Annotated in this window: 10 protein-coding genes; 3 read left to right on the forward strand and 7 right to left on the reverse strand. The window is 40.1% G+C overall.

Translation table 11 applies throughout. The features are described from left to right. Positions 1–307: 307 nt before the first annotated feature. A complete protein-coding gene (locus K1X82_04860) occupies positions 308–1,123 on the reverse strand; it encodes a 2,3,4,5-tetrahydropyridine-2,6-dicarboxylate N-succinyltransferase (GenBank protein MBX7181422.1) in 816 nt (271 codons plus the stop codon). Positions 1,124–1,181: 58 nt separating this feature from the next. On the opposite strand from K1X82_04860, the gene K1X82_04865 reads away from it, so the two are divergent. Beyond that, a complete protein-coding gene (locus tag K1X82_04865) occupies positions 1,182–1,634 on the forward strand; it encodes a hypothetical protein (GenBank protein MBX7181423.1) in 453 nt (150 codons plus the stop codon). 2 nt (positions 1,635–1,636) lie between these two features. On the opposite strand, the gene K1X82_04870 is transcribed toward K1X82_04865, so the two are convergent. The 6 genes from K1X82_04870 to K1X82_04895 all read right to left on the reverse strand — a co-directional run bounded on the left by K1X82_04870 (position 1,637) and on the right by K1X82_04895 (position 9,857). Then, positions 1,637–2,662, reverse strand: coding sequence for an SPASM domain-containing protein (locus K1X82_04870; GenBank protein MBX7181424.1), 1,026 nt, complete (start codon positions 2,660–2,662; stop codon positions 1,637–1,639). 36 nt (positions 2,663–2,698) lie between these two features. Next, on the reverse strand, positions 2,699–3,160 hold the full coding sequence (locus K1X82_04875) for a 23S rRNA (pseudouridine(1915)-N(3))-methyltransferase RlmH (GenBank protein ID MBX7181425.1): 462 nt from the start codon (positions 3,158–3,160) through the stop codon (positions 2,699–2,701). 14 nt (positions 3,161–3,174) lie between these two features. Further along, positions 3,175–4,857 carry an exosporium protein gene (locus K1X82_04880; protein MBX7181426.1) on the reverse strand — a complete coding sequence of 561 codons (1,683 nt, stop codon included), beginning with the start codon at positions 4,855–4,857 and terminating at the stop codon, positions 3,175–3,177. Positions 4,858–4,939: 82 nt separating this feature from the next. Next, positions 4,940–6,805, reverse strand: coding sequence for a proprotein convertase P-domain-containing protein (locus K1X82_04885; protein ID MBX7181427.1), 1,866 nt, complete (start codon positions 6,803–6,805; stop codon positions 4,940–4,942). Positions 6,806–7,881: 1,076 nt separating this feature from the next. Beyond that, positions 7,882–8,298, reverse strand: a complete 417-nt coding sequence (locus tag K1X82_04890; GenBank protein MBX7181428.1) for a hypothetical protein — start codon at positions 8,296–8,298, stop codon at positions 7,882–7,884. Between the two features lie 5 nt (positions 8,299–8,303). Beyond that, positions 8,304–9,857 carry a collagen-like protein gene (locus K1X82_04895; GenBank protein ID MBX7181429.1) on the reverse strand — a complete coding sequence of 518 codons (1,554 nt, stop codon included), beginning with the start codon at positions 9,855–9,857 and terminating at the stop codon, positions 8,304–8,306. Between the two features lie 151 nt (positions 9,858–10,008). Between K1X82_04895 and K1X82_04900 the strand changes: the two genes are divergently transcribed. Together K1X82_04900 and K1X82_04905 are read left to right on the forward strand one after the other, a co-directional pair. Further along, positions 10,009–12,117, forward strand: coding sequence for a penicillin acylase family protein (locus K1X82_04900; protein MBX7181430.1), 2,109 nt, complete (start codon positions 10,009–10,011; stop codon positions 12,115–12,117). Between the two features lie 179 nt (positions 12,118–12,296). Further along, complete coding sequence (locus K1X82_04905; protein MBX7181431.1) at positions 12,297–16,721, forward strand: translocation/assembly module TamB; 4,425 nt, start codon at positions 12,297–12,299, stop codon at positions 16,719–16,721. The last annotated feature ends 33 nt before the right edge of the window (positions 16,722–16,754 follow it).

The following is a 16,754-nucleotide window of genomic DNA, read 5'->3' on the forward strand; positions in this document are numbered from 1 at the left end:
CCGCCCAAACTAGCTTTTTGCTAAACCACCAGCAACTTGCAAGGGCGTTCGGGTCACGCTATCGGCTGTAATCCTCGTCCCACTTGGCTAGCGCCGCGTGGTCCTGTGGGTTACTTGCCTCTATCGTTGCCCGAGGCACAACCTACAAAAGGAATCACTCATCCAACTTGTAACGGTATCTATTAATACCTTGCTATCCTTTTTTGGTAAAGCAAGAAAAAACCTTGCTATTGAGGAAAATGATTACCTAAATCATAGATAATAATTGGCTTAAATATTTATAAGCCATTCCTAAAATTGAACCTTATTAAACCGACACACCAAAATCTCGTAAAGCATCGTTTAACGAAGTCTTTAAATCCGTTGATTCTTTTCGCTTACCAATAATCAGGGCACATGGCACCTGATAGGTTCCCGCTGGAAATTCTTTAGAATAGGCACCAGGAATTACTACAGACCGCTCAGGAATATAGGATTGGTACGTTTTTGGGGAATCTCCGGTAACATCAATAATTTTAGTGGAAGCAGTCAATACCACATTAGCCCCAAGAACTGCTTCTTTTCCTATTCTTACGCCTTCTACTACAATACACCGAGACCCTATAAAACATCCATCTTCTACAATAACCGGCGAAGCCTGTAAAGGCTCCAATACTCCTCCTATCCCAACACCTCCGCTCAAATGAACATTCTTTCCTATTTGGGCGCACGATCCAACAGTTGCCCACGTATCAACCATGGTACCTCCATCTACGTAAGCGCCAATATTTACATACGAAGGCATTAAGATAACTCCCGGAGCTAAATACGAACCATACCGGGCAATCGCATGAGGAACAACCCGAACTCCCAAATCTTTATACCCCTTCTTAAGCTTCATTTTATCATAAAATTCCATTGGTCCACTTTCCCATACCTCCATTTTTTGAATTCCAAAATAAAGTAATACAGCCTTTTTTACCCATTCGTTAACCTTCCATTCGCCTTCACTTGATTCTGCCACCCGAAGCTCTCCCTTATCCAGCATCGCAATGGCATGGTGAATTGCAAGTTTAACTTCCTCTTTTTCAAGCAGTTTTCTATCTACCCAAGCCGATTCTATCAAGTCTTTCATTTGATCCATTTTTTTGCAAACTTAGTTTTTATTCAGAATTAAACCATTTATTCAGTACTTTGCAAGGATGTTAACTAGAGAAGAGGCAATTCAAATTTGTATTCATTCACTTGAAGAAAAAATTAAGTTCATTCAAAATCAATTAAATGAACTTAGCCAAGGTATCGAAAATGACGGTAAAAGTTCGGCAGGCGATAAACACGAAACCTCCATCTCTATGATGCAATTGGAACAAGAAAAACTGGGCGAACAGCTATTCTTGACCTTGGATCAACATGCCAATCTGCTGAAATTAACTAACCAGGAATTTTTACCAATTGCTTGCAATGGTCGACTCATCCTTACTTCTAATGGGTATTATTTCCTTGGTGTTAGTTTAGGAAAAGTAACTACAACTGCAGGAACTACCTTTTTTGCACTAAGCATTCAAAGCCCTTTCGGGAAATTATTGGTAGGAAAAAAAATGGGAGAGAGTTTCCAATTCAATGGCAAAAATTATCAGATTTTAAATATCGAATAATTCTAAGCCCAAACTTTAGTGCCTTCAGTACAATTGGTACAAATATCAATCTCTGATCTCGACTTTAACAAGGACGTTCTGAACTGTGTATAATTCTCATTATGCCAAAGTTCCTGGAAATCAACTTGCTTTAAATCACCTAATTGATGTGTAGCATCTTTATCAAAACAACATGGGACAACTAAACCATCCCAAGTAATTACACAAGAATGCCATAGTTTCCAACAATGATTAGATAAGGAATTTTTAATGGTCCATTTTCCTGGTTCTGTCTCTTTATACCTGCTATACTTATCAATAGTTGGAATTAAATCGTTACCATTTTCATACTCATAAACCTGGGCTGTTTTAAATCTAACCTCATCAACACCTATCTCCTTACCTAGTTTCTTTACATCCTCAATTTGATGCTCATTCGGCTTTACCACCAAAAACTGAAAAATGATGTGTGGAGTTGAACTTTTTAACTCCCTTTTCCATTTAACAACATTTTTTGCTCCTTCTATCACCTTTTCTAATTGCCCTCCTACTCTATAATTCTGATATGTTTCTTGGGTAGTTCCATCAATAGAAATAATTAAACGATCTAAGCCACTTAAAATGGTCCTTTTTGCTACCTCATCTTTTAAATAATGTGCGTTTGTGCTTGTGGCAGTATATATTCCTTTATCTGATGCATATTTCACCATATCAAGAAACTTGGTATTCAGGTAAGGTTCTCCCTGAAAATAAAAAATAAGATAATTGAGACTAGGGGCCAATTGATCTATAGTCCTCTTAAAAAAATCTTGATTCAACATTCCGGTTGGACGAGAAAATGCCCTCAAACCACTTGGACATTCCGGACATCTTAAATTGCAACTGGTAGTAGGCTCTATGCTGATACTTATAGGTAAGCCCCATTGGACAGGCTTTCTTAAATACTTAGATACATAATAACTTGAAACTACTTTAGCCATGTTCCAAACACGACCGGGACTAAGCTTTAAAGTATAATTCAAAGCATCCCTAAATTGACTTCCATTCATAGATTTGTCGCAAAGGTAATCATAGGAATAATACCACTAATGATGATACTTTTCATTCCTTAAAATTGTAAATGCTCTATAAAGTTGCTCTGCAATAATTGCCCTAACCATTTGATGAGTAAAGGTCATTGATGACAACGAAATCAAACCATTGGCGCGTTTATAAACATTTTCGGAAAACCCAAATGCTCCACCGGTTACAAAAAAAATATTCTTGCCTGCCATAAATTGCTTCTGAAGAAATTGCGAAAATTCAACCGAGGAATACGTTTTCCCCTTTTCATCAAACAACAATACTATATCAGCAGGCTTAATTAATTTGAATAAATTTTCTTCTTCAATCAGCTTTAATGAAGCAACACTCATTTGCCCTTTTGAATCAGGCAAGCAAATATGCTGAACGTTTGCATAATGGGAAAGCCGGTCTAAATAGTCTTTCTCTAGAACTTCTATACTTTTATCGTTGGTCCTCCCCTGGTGAACAATTGTTATTTTCAAATGTTACAATTGATTTATTGAACTTGCAAAATTAAACAACCATGATTCTGCAAACCGGAAGGAGCAGTGGTATTCCCACCTGCATAAAAACTATCGAAGGCATATTTACAAGCCCTAACTGATATAGTGTAGGTTCCCGCTGTGGAAATATCAACGTATCCGGTCATTGACCATAAACCAATTGTACCAGACCAGCCACTTGCATCATTTACATCTACTACCTGATACATTTGAGGTATACCAACTCCGTTATTAAAGACTTGAATTACACAACCTGAACCTCCGTAAGTAGAAGAAAAGGTTTCCAAATTACCCGTTGTAAAAATATTTATCCTTGCAGGAACTGTTGTTATAGTGATGCTTTGAGTTAAATTGGTTATTTGAGTAAAAGTTGGATAGGTGGACGAAACCGATGTTCGAGTTGCATAAGCACCATAATAGGAATTAAAGGCACTAGCCCCGGTTGCTCCGGTCGCTCCGGTGCTGCCATTTGCACCGGAAGGCCCTGTAGGTCCGGTTGCCCCATTAGTACCACTTGCTCCTGACGGACCAGTTGGACCGGTTACCCCATCAACTCCACTTGGACCAGTAACACCTGTTACACCTGTAGCTCCTGTTGCTCCATTTGCTCCACTTGATCCTGATGGACCGGTTGGACCGGTTACCCCATCAACACCACTTGGACCAGTAACACCGGTTACACCTGTTGCTCCATTAACACCACTTGCTCCTGATGGACCGGTTGGACCGGTTACTCCATCAACACCACTTGGACCAGTAACACCAGTTACACCTGTTGCTCCTGTTGCTCCAATAGCACCACTTGCTCCTGATGGACCAGTTGGACCGGTTACCCCATCAACACCACTTGGACCAGTAACACCAGTTGCTCCGGTTGCTCCATTATTTCCTGTTGCTCCTGTTGCACCGGCAACACCACTTGGTCCTGCGACACCAGTTGCTCCTGTTGCTCCATTATTTCCTGTGGCTCCTGTGGCTCCTGTGGCTCCTGTGGCTCCTGTTGCACCGGCAACACCACTTGGTCCAGCAACACCGGTTGCTCCGGTTGCTCCATTACTTCCTGTGGCTCCTGTGGCTCCAGTTGCACCAGCAACACCACTTGGTCCTGCGACACCGGTTGCTCCGGTTGCTCCATTATTTCCTGTGGCTCCTGTGGCTCCTGTGGCACCAGCAACACCACTTGGTCCAGCAACACCGGTTGCTCCGGTTGCTCCATTATTTCCTGTTGCTCCTGTGGCTCCATTAACACCACTTGGCCCAGTTGCACCAACAGCTCCTGTGGCTCCTGCACTGCCTGTTGGACCGGTTACTCCATTCGCACCGGTTACCCCAATTGGTCCTGTAGGTCCTGTAACTCCGGCAATTCCATTGGTTCCAGTTGGACCTGTAGGACCTGTAGGACCAATTGCATAAACCCAAACAGTTCCATCAAAATACCAAAATCCATCCAAATTATTTGTCTGGTATATCATCAACCCTGTTGCGGGTGATACAATGGCATTTTTTTGTGCCTCAGTCATTCTTGGAACCAAAAAACCTTGGTTACCTGATTGAAGTTCAAGTATGGCAGAAGGGTTCGGATTATTAGTTCCAATTCCCATATTCTGCTGAGAATTAGCCAAAAAGGATATAGAAACTAATGATCCAATTAATAGAGGGAGTAATTGTCTTTTCATTTTATTGCCGACCAATGTAATAATAAAATGAATTGACAAAAAAAAAGCCTTCAATTTGAAGGCTTTTTTTTAATATGCAAGCTTAATGTTTAATTACAATTATACTCGAGTTTTCTGTTCCGGCAACAGGAGAAGACACTCTCCATAATTTATAAAAATAGGTACCTGCAGACAATCCGGATTCACGTTCACTAATGCTATTTGAAATAAAAGTATTTGCTGCCGGTGGAGTTGAACCTGAATTTCCAATCAATGTTCCGGCGCTTCCAGAGCCGGATACATTATCTCTGGTTAATTTAGTAAAAACATCACTTGTGGTTGATGTTTTTACTGAATAATTACAATTAACTATAGCAGTTTCACCTGCTGCTATTGTTACCGATGCTTCTCCTACAAATACGTAGGTTCCAGTGCTTGTGGAAATGGTTAATACCGCAGAATTTAAAGTTCCCACATCTCCTGATAAATCGTCAGTAATTGTAAAAGTCCAAACACCATTCGGACTTGTTCCTGCAAAACTTGACATTGGCTGCTCGGGTATAAAACTACCTGCGAAAGGCGCTGTACCTGCTGTAATGGAACCACTTCCTGCATCCGTAAAAATGGTATTGGAATAATTATCCCCGGAGCCTCCATTGTCTGAGCTTAAATCAATGGTAACTCCTCCTCCGGGATTCGACAAAGTCATATCCAAATCATTATCGAAGGTATGTGTAATATTAACAGTCAGAATAACATCGCAAACAGTTCCGGTTAGTCCGGTAACATTGAATGTGGTGCTTTGAGTTGCCAAATCGTTAATTGTCAATGGCAAGGTAAGTGCTGTGAAATTAGTCCCTAATCCACAACCTGAACCTGCTGTTAAAACATTCGAATTAGAATCGAAAGAAGAAGATGACAAAATCCCTGTTGGTCCTGTTGGTCCTGTTGGCCCTGTTGATCCTGTTGATCCTGTTACTCCGCTAGCACCGGTAGGTCCGGTTGCCCCTCCACCACCACCGACAATGACTACAGAGTTTCCATTTGAAATACTCAAGGTATTTGTTCCGGAATTGTAGCTTAAAGTTTGTGAATCAGGGCCCGTTGGTCCAGTAACTCCATCAACACCGCTTGGACCGGTTGCCCCTGTTGCTCCAGTTGGTCCAACACCACCTGTGACACCATCAACTCCACTAGGACCAGTTGCACCAGTTGGTCCTGTAGGACCGGCAGATCCTGTAGGACCAACCCCTCCTGTAACACCATCAACCCCACTCGGCCCGGTGGCTCCAGTTGGCCCGGTAATACCTGTAGGTCCAACACTGCCTGTAACACCATCAACTCCACTTGGACCTGTTGGCCCAGTTGAACCTGATAATCCAGTAACACCGGTTGCTCCTATCGAACCTGTAGCTCCATCAACTCCACTTGGACCTGTAGCTCCTGTAGCACCGGTAATACCTGTTGCTCCAACCAAACCTGTTGAACCTGTAGCACCAGTAGCTCCGGTAGCTCCAGCCAAACCTGCTGGACCAGTAGCTCCAACTGCTCCTGTTGCTCCTGTTGCTCCTGTTGACCCTGACAATCCAGTTGGCCCTGTCGCACCGGCTGCTCCTACAGCTCCGGCAACTCCGGTTGGCCCGGTAATACCTGTTACTCCATTTATTCCTGCTGGTCCAGTAGGGCCTGCCGGACCAATAGATAACACCCAAATTGTTCCATTAAAATACCAAAACCCGGTTTGATTATTCGTCTGATAAATCAATAGGCCTGTGGCAGGTGCTACAATAGAATTTTTTTGTGCTTCCGTCATCCTTGGAATCAAAATCCCTTGTGTTGAAGAATTTAATTCTAACAATGAAGATGCATCGGGGGTACTGGTTCCAATACCCATATTTTGCTGGGAAAAAGAACATAATGGCAAACTAATTGCCGCCAAAATGATTAGCTTATTAATTGTATTTTTCATTTTTCAATGGCTAAAAGTATACAATAAGGAGATAAAGTTTCACTTCCTCTAATTCCCAATTTCCTTTCCCCCTGTTTTAGGTATTATTTCGAAAATACTGAAAAAAAGGAATTTATTTGAAACAACGATTATTATTAAATTCAGCTCATTAAATTTCAAACAGATTTTATTCCTATTCCTTTGGAAGCCCATGAAATATAAAAAACCTCAACCTATTTCTGCATATTTATTTTTTTTCCATATACATGCCATATTCATACATTCCCGGGAATTGTTATTTATAATTAATTAGGAAAATATTTTTTACTCCTTAAGTCTTAATCTTATCTTCTCAACTTCTCTTCATCGAAAAGAACTTATGCAGGATAAGATAAACAAATGCTTCGCAACCTTAAAATGCCTTCCTAATTGGAATTTGGTCGAGATCACATTAGCAGGCACCAAACTTTTCTACCTAAAATTAGAAACCAATTCTAAATTGGTAAATTTTAGACCGGGTAATTCTTTCAAGAACACTAGTTGCTATTAGGCTAAAATGATTTGCCCTCTATCAAAAATTAATATGATGAATGCCTGAAAAGTTAGAAATGCAACACATGCCAGGATACAACGGGGAGGCACTATGGTTAATAAGGATAACTATAGTTAAGGTAAAGGCACTGATATTCAAGCTTTCGAAAAACAACTTTTGCATCAGCACATGCTACTTATATTATCAAAATTGAATGAGAGAATTTATCCAATAACATGGCAATTAACTAGGAGGTTGCGCATCGGGCAACGATAGAGGCAAGTAGCCCACAGTCGCACGCGGCGCTAGCCAAGTGCGGCGAGGACTACAGCCGATAGCGTGACCCGAACGCCCGTGCAGGTTGTTTTGGATTTAATAAAAAGCTAATTGGGCGGAGGGGGCCCGCATAAAAATTATAAAAAGTCGTTTTCTCCTAATTGATTTTTCTACAGACTTAATTTATTCCAGTCGAATCACATTTATTGAAATCAAATCTTTTACACTACTATTGAACAAAAAAAGGCATCCTTTCGAATGCCTCTTTTGAATTTTATTTGAAAAAAGATTAATTCTTATAACCGGTATTAAGTAAAATTTTCACCTTACCGTTTTGACTGTCCTCCAAGGCAACGCCAATATAAACACCTTGACCTTGCAACTTTGTCAATTTCCCGCTTTCATCTAAAGTAAGGTACTCACCTTTATTAATTACTTCTCCCTTTTTCAAATTAACATAAACCATACCTTTTGACTGAAAAATATCAGTCATCAGTTGATTCGAATTAGGGTCCGGTTTGTTGTATATACCAATAAACTTATCCAAATTTTCTTTATTGGCTAGAAACCAATTTCCTCCAAGTAATTTACCATTGGTAGAACAAATAGCATCGCCGGTTTCAAAATCATGTTTCTTAGTATCAGCGTTTTGAGCATGCATGTAGGATGCTCCAAAAACAAATAGAAGTGTTAGTAGTTTTTTCATAGTGGTTAAGGTCTAATTTCGATAACATTAAGGTAAGAGTGTCCGAGGAAAAATGATTCATTGCTGCCGGAATATCCGTTTGACATCCAAAACTCTACAGCATAGGTATTACTTCCTGCTGGTGCACCACTATCATTTATTGACATATCAACATTTCCGGTAATAATGTTATATGCAACTCCTCCTTCAGAAGTCCAGGCAGCAGTTCTTCCAATTTCAGTTCCATTTCTGGTAATTCGAAATGCTATAATCTCAGACTCGTAAAAATTCAAAAAATCTGTTCTCCATTTGCCGGTAAAAGTTACTAAAACATTGGAACCGGATGTAATTGTCCTAGTTACTGTAAGTCCGGTTGCTTGAAAAGTTCCAGGCGTATAGCCTGAGTTTACAGATGCAGCATTGCTATAGGTTCCGGTATTATTACTAACCAATTGCACTTCTGTTGTGCGAGTAGCAGTCGAAATCCCTTGACCGGTAGTGGATGAACTTCCGGTTGCACCTGTGGCACCTGTGGCACCTGTGGCACCTGTAACACCTGTGGCACCTGTAGCACCATTACTTCCATTTGCTCCGGTTGGGCCGGTTGGGCCTGTAGCTCCAGATCCGGAACCGTTTAAAATAACGGAATTACCATTGCTTATGGAAAGTGTGTTTGTGCCTGAATTAAATGATAAGGTCTGAACATCTGGACCAGTTGGACCTGTTGGGCCGGTTACACCATCAACACCTGATGGACCTGTAACCCCGGTAGATCCGGTGGCACCTGCTAATCCGGTTGCCCCTGTTACCCCATCTGCTCCGGAAGGTCCTGTTGCTCCTGTTGCTCCGGCAGCTCCAGTTGCACCAGCGGCTCCGGTTGCTCCGGTTAAGCCTGTAGGTCCGGTAACACCATCTGCTCCGGAAGGACCAGTAACTCCCGTTGCACCAGCGGCTCCGGTTGCCCCGGTCAATCCGGTTGGCCCGGTTACGCCATCAACACCTGATGGTCCAGTTACCCCGGTAGCACCAGCTGCTCCAGTTGCTCCAGTTGCTCCTGCGGTTCCTGTAGCTCCAGTTGCTCCAGTTGCTCCAGCCAGGCCGGTAGCCCCGGTTGCTCCAGCCACTCCAGTTGCTCCAACAGCGCCTGTTGCGCCTGCAGCTCCAGTTGCTCCGGCCACACCGGTTGCCCCGGTTGCGCCAACAGCTCCGGTTGCGCCGGTTGCACCTGCAGCACCAACTGAACCAGCAGGTCCTGTTGCACCTGTTGCTCCCGCCAAGCCATTACTTCCGGTTGGTCCGGTTGGTCCGGCAGGGCCCATTGAAAAAACCCAAACCGTGCCATCAAAATACCAAAATCCAGCTTGGTTATTGGTTTGATAAATTAATAAACCTGTGGCAGGTGAAACAATCGCATTCTTTTGTGCTTCCGTCATCCTGGAAATTAACAAACCTTGATTGGTTGAATTTAACTCAAGTAAAGAGGAAGGGTCGGGATTGGCTGTACCAACTCCCATGTTTTGCTGAGAATTGGCAGTGTAACCAATAACCAGACCGAAAACTGATAGTAAATAACGCTTCATTAAATGTTTAGAAAATGGGTTTGAAAAGACTGGCAAATCTAAACAAATTTAAAATAAACATTATATATTTTTTAAATACAAATTTTCTTAAAGTGTTTCTACCTTCTAGCTTGCCTATTACATTCGCCAAAAGATAATTTTTCTTGAAATAATGATTAAACAACTCCTTAGCGTTATTGCACTTACCTTACTGTTTCACAATGCTTTACCTCAAAAAAGGAACTACAAATTTGCAACTGTAATCAATCCCGAAAATGTCACCATAGCCAGAGATAAATGGGGCGTTCCTCACATTTTCGGCAAAACAGATGCCGAAGTAGGATACGGCCTTGGATGGGCAAATTGTGAAGATGACTTCGAAACTATGCAGGAATTAATCTTCGCAGGCCGAGGATTAAGTGGTAAATTGTTAGGGGTAGAAGGCGCAAAAAGAGACTTCATTTACTACTCGCTTGGAATGGACGATATAGTAGATAAAGATTTTGAAAAGAAAATTTCTCCAGAATTCAAAACTTACCTGGAAGGTTATGTTCAAGGGGTCAATAGATACGCTGAATTACATCCCAATGAAGTAAAGGCAAAAGGGGTTTTCCCGTTGGAACCAAAAGATGCCATAAAATCATATGTTTTTGCACTATCCATTATTTCCGGGGCCCATGATGACGTTAGCCAAATCATTGATGGAAATTACGAAAAAAAACCTGTTGCCATGGGTAGCAATGCCATGGCTTTTAATTCCAATAAAACTAAGGATGGAAGTAGTATTCTGGTCGTTAACCCCCATCAACCAATTTCCGGACCTTTTTCATGGTATGAAGCTCACTTATGCAGCGAAGAAGGTTTGAATGTGCTTGGAGCTATGTTCCCTGGAGGAGGTTTGGTATTTTTAGGTTCCAACCAGAACCTTGGTTGGGCACATACCTGGAATCAACTTGACTTGGTAGACGTTTTTAAATTGGAAATGCATCCAAGAAAAAAAGGATACTATAAGTTTGATGGACATTGGCAAAAATTAGAAAAATCTACCATTAAATTAAAGGTAAAATTAAATAGCTGGCTCACCATAACCGTAAGGAAAAAACAACTTTGGAGTGTTTATGGTGCCAGCTTCCAATCTAAAAATAAAAAAGATTACTTTGCTGTAAAGTTCGGAGCCAATGAGGAAATCCGCTGCTCTGAACAGTGGTATAGAATGAATAAGGCTAAAAACTTTACCGAATTCTCCAATGCTGTTAAAATGAATGCCGGCCCACGATTTAATATCGTTTATGCCGACCGATACGATACCATCATGTACATCTGTAACGGAATGGTTCCAAAACGCCCTAAAGGATATGATTGGAGCGGAATAGTTCCCGGAAACACCTCCAAAACCTTATGGAATTCATACCACGATTTCTATGAAAAACCTCTTTACATTAATCCTTCTTGCGGCTATGTTTGGAATACCAACAATACCCCGTTTAACGCATCGGGCAAGGAGTGCAACCTAAATAGCAAAAAATGGGATGATGAAGGATATTGGAATTTTGATCCGGGCGACAACAATAGGGCTGAACGATTCATGGAACTAATCAAAAAATTCGACCGAGTTGATGTTCAGGATGTAATGACTTTAAAATTCGATTACACCTTCCCCGGTAGCAGCAGATTCTTGGATTCCCTACATATCATTCAAAAAATCAATCCGGATAAATACCCCGACATTGCATCCTTATTGGATCGAATGAAAAAATGGAACAAAATAGCTGACAGAACAAACAAAGAAGCCAGCCTTTTTTTAATTTCCTTAAATTACATATTTAAAAAAGCAAACCTTTGGGATAATTCTTTTCGGTTAGGTTTTCATTTGCCCGAAGATTTATATGTGGAAGGCGTAAGATATGCCAAGGATTACCTATTAAAGCATTTCAATAGCCTGGAAGTTCCTTTAGGTGAAATTCAACAACTTAGGCGAGGCCAATACAAGGTTCCATTGGATGGAGTAGCAGACAATTTATCTCCTAACTATACCGAAGAACAAAACGACGGTTGGTACAAACCTTGGGTTGGTGATAGCTATGTTCAAATTACTAAATTCTCCAAAAACTTAACTTTTCCGGAAATTGAATCATTAATACCTTACGGAGCCAGCAATAGACCAGATTCCCCACACTATACTGACCAAATGGAATTATATGCCAACCATAAAACCAAAACCATGAGTATGGATAAAGTAAAAATTATGGCTGAGGCAGAAAAGATTTACCACCCAAGGTAAACTCTTGGCCTAGTTTGTCGTAAAATTGTACCTCATTTTTATCTAAGGTATGATTGTTGCATCATATTGTCCGGGTAAATGCCAAGATGGAAGAACCAAAGCTAGAAAATCAAGAAATCCCAATACCAAAGCCTAAAAGCCCGTGGTATAAAACCCTACTGAGGGGGCTTTTCTTATTTTTGGGATTCCTTTTTATTTTACTATTCTCTGCCTATACAGCCTTCCGTAGTCCTTTAGTTCAAACAAAATTAACCCAATTCCTAGCCAAAGAATTTTCTAAAATTATCCATGCTAAGGTTGAAATTAAAGGGGTCGATATTGAATTAATAAATAAGGTTGTTCTGGAAGGATTGTATGTGGAAGACCAACACCGGGATACCCTGGCATACATTGCAAAACTTAAAGCAGGATTGTATTCTATCGACCTAACTAACCATTTTATATCCGGTCAAAAAGTTAAAATCGAAGACCTGAAGTTTTATCTTAGACACTACAAAAACGAAGAAGACCTTAACCTGCAATTTATTATTGATGCCTTGGCCTCCAAGGATACTACCACCGACACCACCCGCACGCCTCGGTGGGTTTTTAACTTTGACGGATTATCCATAAAAAACGGGGCATTTAAGTTTAACGACTTCCGCAAAGAACGATACTCACCGGGAATGGAATTTACCTTCCTGGATATTAAAAATATACAATTGGATTTTGACCATGTTAAAATTGAAGGAGATACCATCAATGCCCACATTAATCAACTACAAGCAATGGATAAATGTGGATTTAACCTTCAACACTTTGCTGGCGAAGCTTCCGTTTCTCCCCGCTTTGTTCATGTTAAAAACCTGGAAATTAAAACTCCTTTCTCCGATTTAGATTTGGATCTGGAATTTAACTACCGAGAATGGAACGATTGGGAGGATTTCGAAGACAGCGTTAAAATGAATGCTCAAATCCGTCCTAGCCATGTCAATTTTATTGATATAGGTTTTTTTGCAAGACCTCTGTTTAGATTAGATATTCCATTAGATATTACCGGGAAAATTAAAGGTCCGGTTTCCAACCTGAAAGCTAAAAAACTGGATGTTAGGTTTGGATCAAATACCCATATCGCAGGTAATTTCGACATTTCCGGCTTGCCCGATATCGACCAAACATTCTTTACACTTGATTTCTCCACACTTACTAGCAATTATTCTGATGTAACTTCCATTCCAATCCCTCCTTATTCTGAAAACAAATTTATTCCGGTTCCTGAAATTTTTAATAAACTGGGACTCCTTCAATTCAATGGAAACTTTACAGGGTTCTACTATGACTTTGTTGCCTATGGAAACTTTCAAACCGCCATAGGGCGCGTAGAAACTGATATTTCCATGAAAAATGTTGCTAATCCTGATCTTTGTACTTATTCCGGAAAGGTTTTCACCGAAGGCTTCCAACTTGGTGTTCTAACTGAAAATGAAAATTTGCTTGGTGCCGTTACCGCTAATGTCACAGCCAATGGGAAAGGACTTACCTCCCAATCCTTGGATGCAAAAATTCAAGGAAATGTGGGTGAATTAAACTTCAACAAATACACCTACCAGGACCTAGATTTGGATGGAACTTTTATTAAAAAGACATTCCAGGGTCGGGTAATAAGCCACGACAATAACTTAAAAATGGTGTTCAATGGAAAAATGAACTTTACCGATTCCTTACCGGCATTCGACTTCCACGCAGACCTCGAAAAAGCTAATTTGGATAAAATAAACCTGTTTAAAATTGATTCCAACATCTGTGTTTCAGGAATTATTGATGTTAATTTTACCGGTAATAACATTGATAATGCCATTGGTTCTGCAACCATAGCTAAATTAAGGTATTCCCAACAAAAGGATTCAACTTTTGTTAAAAACATAAAACTTAAAATTGAGAAATTCAACCAACTTAAAACCATAACCCTTCAATCTGATGTAGCAGATGCAAACCTCCAGGGTGATTTCAAATTTGCCGACATTCCGGAAGCAGTAAATGGACTTCTATTCAAATACTTACCAAGATACAGCTCTACTTTCGAATTACTTAAATACCCTTTAAACCTCAATGCAGACCTTCAACTTAAGGATACCCGATTATTGGAAATAATGTTTGCTCCCAATTTACACTTGGTGAAAGAGGCTTCCATTAGTGCAAAATACAATTCTCAATCGGGCACATTCCTTATCAATGGAAATATCCCTTCCTTAAAAATTAATAAAAATTACTTCCAAAACATCCGGGTGGATGGAAAAAACTCTGGAAACTCGTTAGACTTGAATGTTGAAAGCGATCGTTTTGTTTTTGGAGATTCAGTTTGGGTTGATAATATTTCATTAAAAACATTAACCCATAAGGATAGTCTTGATTTTGACCTTTCATGGAAAAATACCGATTCGGTTAAAAACCAAGGTAGTATTCGCGGAATTTGCGCTTTTAACGATGGAAGAAAAATCAAATTGGATTTGCATAGTTCTGAAATTTACCTCGTCGACTCTTTGTGGAATATTTCTCCATTTTCCAAAATAGAAATTGATACCAACACCATTCATTTCAATCGTCTACAATTTAAAAGCAGAGACCAGGAATTAGTGGTAAATGGCACCATTTCGCACAACAAAAACGACATGCTAACCTTGACCATCAAGGATTTTGAATTATCAAATCTAAATGCCCTTACAAAAAATGCAGGAATTGCTTTGCTTGGGAAAATCAATGGAAGAGCTGACATTGCCGATGTTTATGACGATCTTATCGTGACATCAAACATCAAGGTCAATAAACTAAATTTAAACAAGGAATTAGTAGGTGACGGAGATATCAAAAGCATATATGATTTAGTGAATAAGGCTGTTCGAATCGACGCCGGTTTTACCCGAGACGACTATAAAACCCTTTCAGTAAATGGTTATTACTATCCAGAACGTGAAGAAAATGCACTCAACTTTGATGTGCTTTTGGAAAAATTACCTCTTAAAGTAGCACAACCTTTTACCAAAGGCATAGTTTCTAATTTGGGCGGAACTGCTACCGGTATGATTCACTTCGGTGGAACCTTCGAAAAAATCCAAACTCAAGGAACCGTAAAATTTAATCATGCTGTTGCTACCATTGACTATTTAAATACCACTTACACCTTCGACCATTCCGTTAAACTTACTCCTGAAGCTATCGAAATCAATGAACTCAAACTCCTCGATGGTGAAAAAAACGAAGGAATAGTCAATGGAAAAGTTTACCATCACCATTTTAGCAAAATTGAATTCGAACTAAATTTAAAAGCGAAAAAATTGATAGCCCTAAATACCAATGGGCTTCAAAACAATATGTACTTTGGAAAGGCCTACGTAACCGGACTCTTAAAAATGAGAGGTGACCCAAAAAACATACTCTTTGAGGCAGGATTAAAAACAGAAAAAGGCACACAGTTTAATATCCCGCTTGGAGGAACTAGCGAAGTAGGAACCATTGATTTTGTTAGGTTTGTTTCTAAAAAAGAAAAAAATATTAATCAAAAAAAAGCTACCAAGATAGATGCAACCGGAATTTCAGTAAACCTCAATTTAGATGTTACAACCGATGCAGAAGTAAAAATAATCTTCGATGAAAAAGTTGGAGATATCATAACAGGAAGGGGTACCGGCAATATTGAGTTAGGAATCAATACCAAAGGAAACTTTGAAATGTTTGGTGAATTCACTATCGAAAGCGGTGGTTATCTGTTTACGTTGCAAAACCTAATTAACAAACAATTTGTTATTGAAAAAGCAGGTACAATTAAATGGTCCGGTAATCCCTTTGATGCTGATTTAAACCTGGTTGCCAATTATCCAACCAAAGCATCCGTTTACGACCTTTTACTCGATCCCCAATACCAAACAAGTTCCTACAAAATCGATTGTAAAATGTTAATGACAGGTCGATTAATGAATCCTACCATCAACTTTGATATTGACCTGCCCAATGCAACTGCCGATATTCGTCGAAATGTAGAAAATGCCATTCCTGCAGAAGATAAAAACAAACAGGTTTTTGGTTTACTCGTTTTAAATCGCTTCTTCCCCTCCTCTACCAGCGCCAATGTTTCAGGCAGCAACTCCGTAATTGGGGCAGGAAACCAAGGTACCAGCAATGCCAGTTCCCTTGCCAACAGCACCAGCGAATTGTTGAGTAGTCAGCTCAGTAACATGCTTTCCCAAATAAGCAAGGATTTTGACGTTGGGGTGAAATACCGCCCCGGTGACCCACTTACCAGTCAGGAATTGGAAGTGCTTTTTTCAACCCAAATCTTTAATAACCGAATCAGTATTGATGGGGCCTTGGGTTATAAACAAAATAACAGCGGTGCAAGCTCCAGCCAAACCAATATACTCGGCGATATTAACGTGGAATACAAAATCACTTCCGATGGACGCTTTCGTGCAAAAGCATTCAACAAAACCAACGATGTTAATTTGGTCAATTCCAACGCTGCTCCTTATACCCAAGGAATCGGAATCTCGGTAAGAAGAGAATTTGATACTCTCGGCGAATTGTTTAAAATCTTCTTAAAAAAGAAGCAAACAGCCAACAATCCTACTTAAATAAATGTATTCAATTCTCATTCATCTTTTCTT

This window comes from Bacteroidia bacterium (genome assembly GCA_019695265.1).
Lineage (GTDB): Bacteria > Bacteroidota > Bacteroidia > JAIBAJ01 > JAIBAJ01 > JAIBAJ01.

What these genes read in the sequence shown, in the direction of transcription:
- K1X82_04900 (MBX7181430.1), top strand. Translation starts at nt 10,009, where the DNA reads ATGATTAAACAACTCCTTAGCGTTATTGCACTTACCTTACTGTTTCAC.
- K1X82_04885 (MBX7181427.1), bottom strand. Translation starts at nt 6,805, where the DNA reads ATGAAAAATACAATTAATAAGCTAATCATTTTGGCGGCAATTAGTTTG.
- K1X82_04895 (MBX7181429.1), bottom strand. Translation starts at nt 9,857, where the DNA reads ATGAAGCGTTATTTACTATCAGTTTTCGGTCTGGTTATTGGTTACACT.
- K1X82_04865 (MBX7181423.1), top strand. Translation starts at nt 1,182, where the DNA reads ATGTTAACTAGAGAAGAGGCAATTCAAATTTGTATTCATTCACTTGAA.
- K1X82_04870 (MBX7181424.1), bottom strand. Translation starts at nt 2,662, where the DNA reads ATGAATGGAAGTCAATTTAGGGATGCTTTGAATTATACTTTAAAGCTT.
- K1X82_04880 (MBX7181426.1), bottom strand. Translation starts at nt 4,857, where the DNA reads ATGAAAAGACAATTACTCCCTCTATTAATTGGATCATTAGTTTCTATA.
- K1X82_04860 (MBX7181422.1), bottom strand. Translation starts at nt 1,123, where the DNA reads ATGGATCAAATGAAAGACTTGATAGAATCGGCTTGGGTAGATAGAAAA.
- K1X82_04890 (MBX7181428.1), bottom strand. Translation starts at nt 8,298, where the DNA reads ATGAAAAAACTACTAACACTTCTATTTGTTTTTGGAGCATCCTACATG.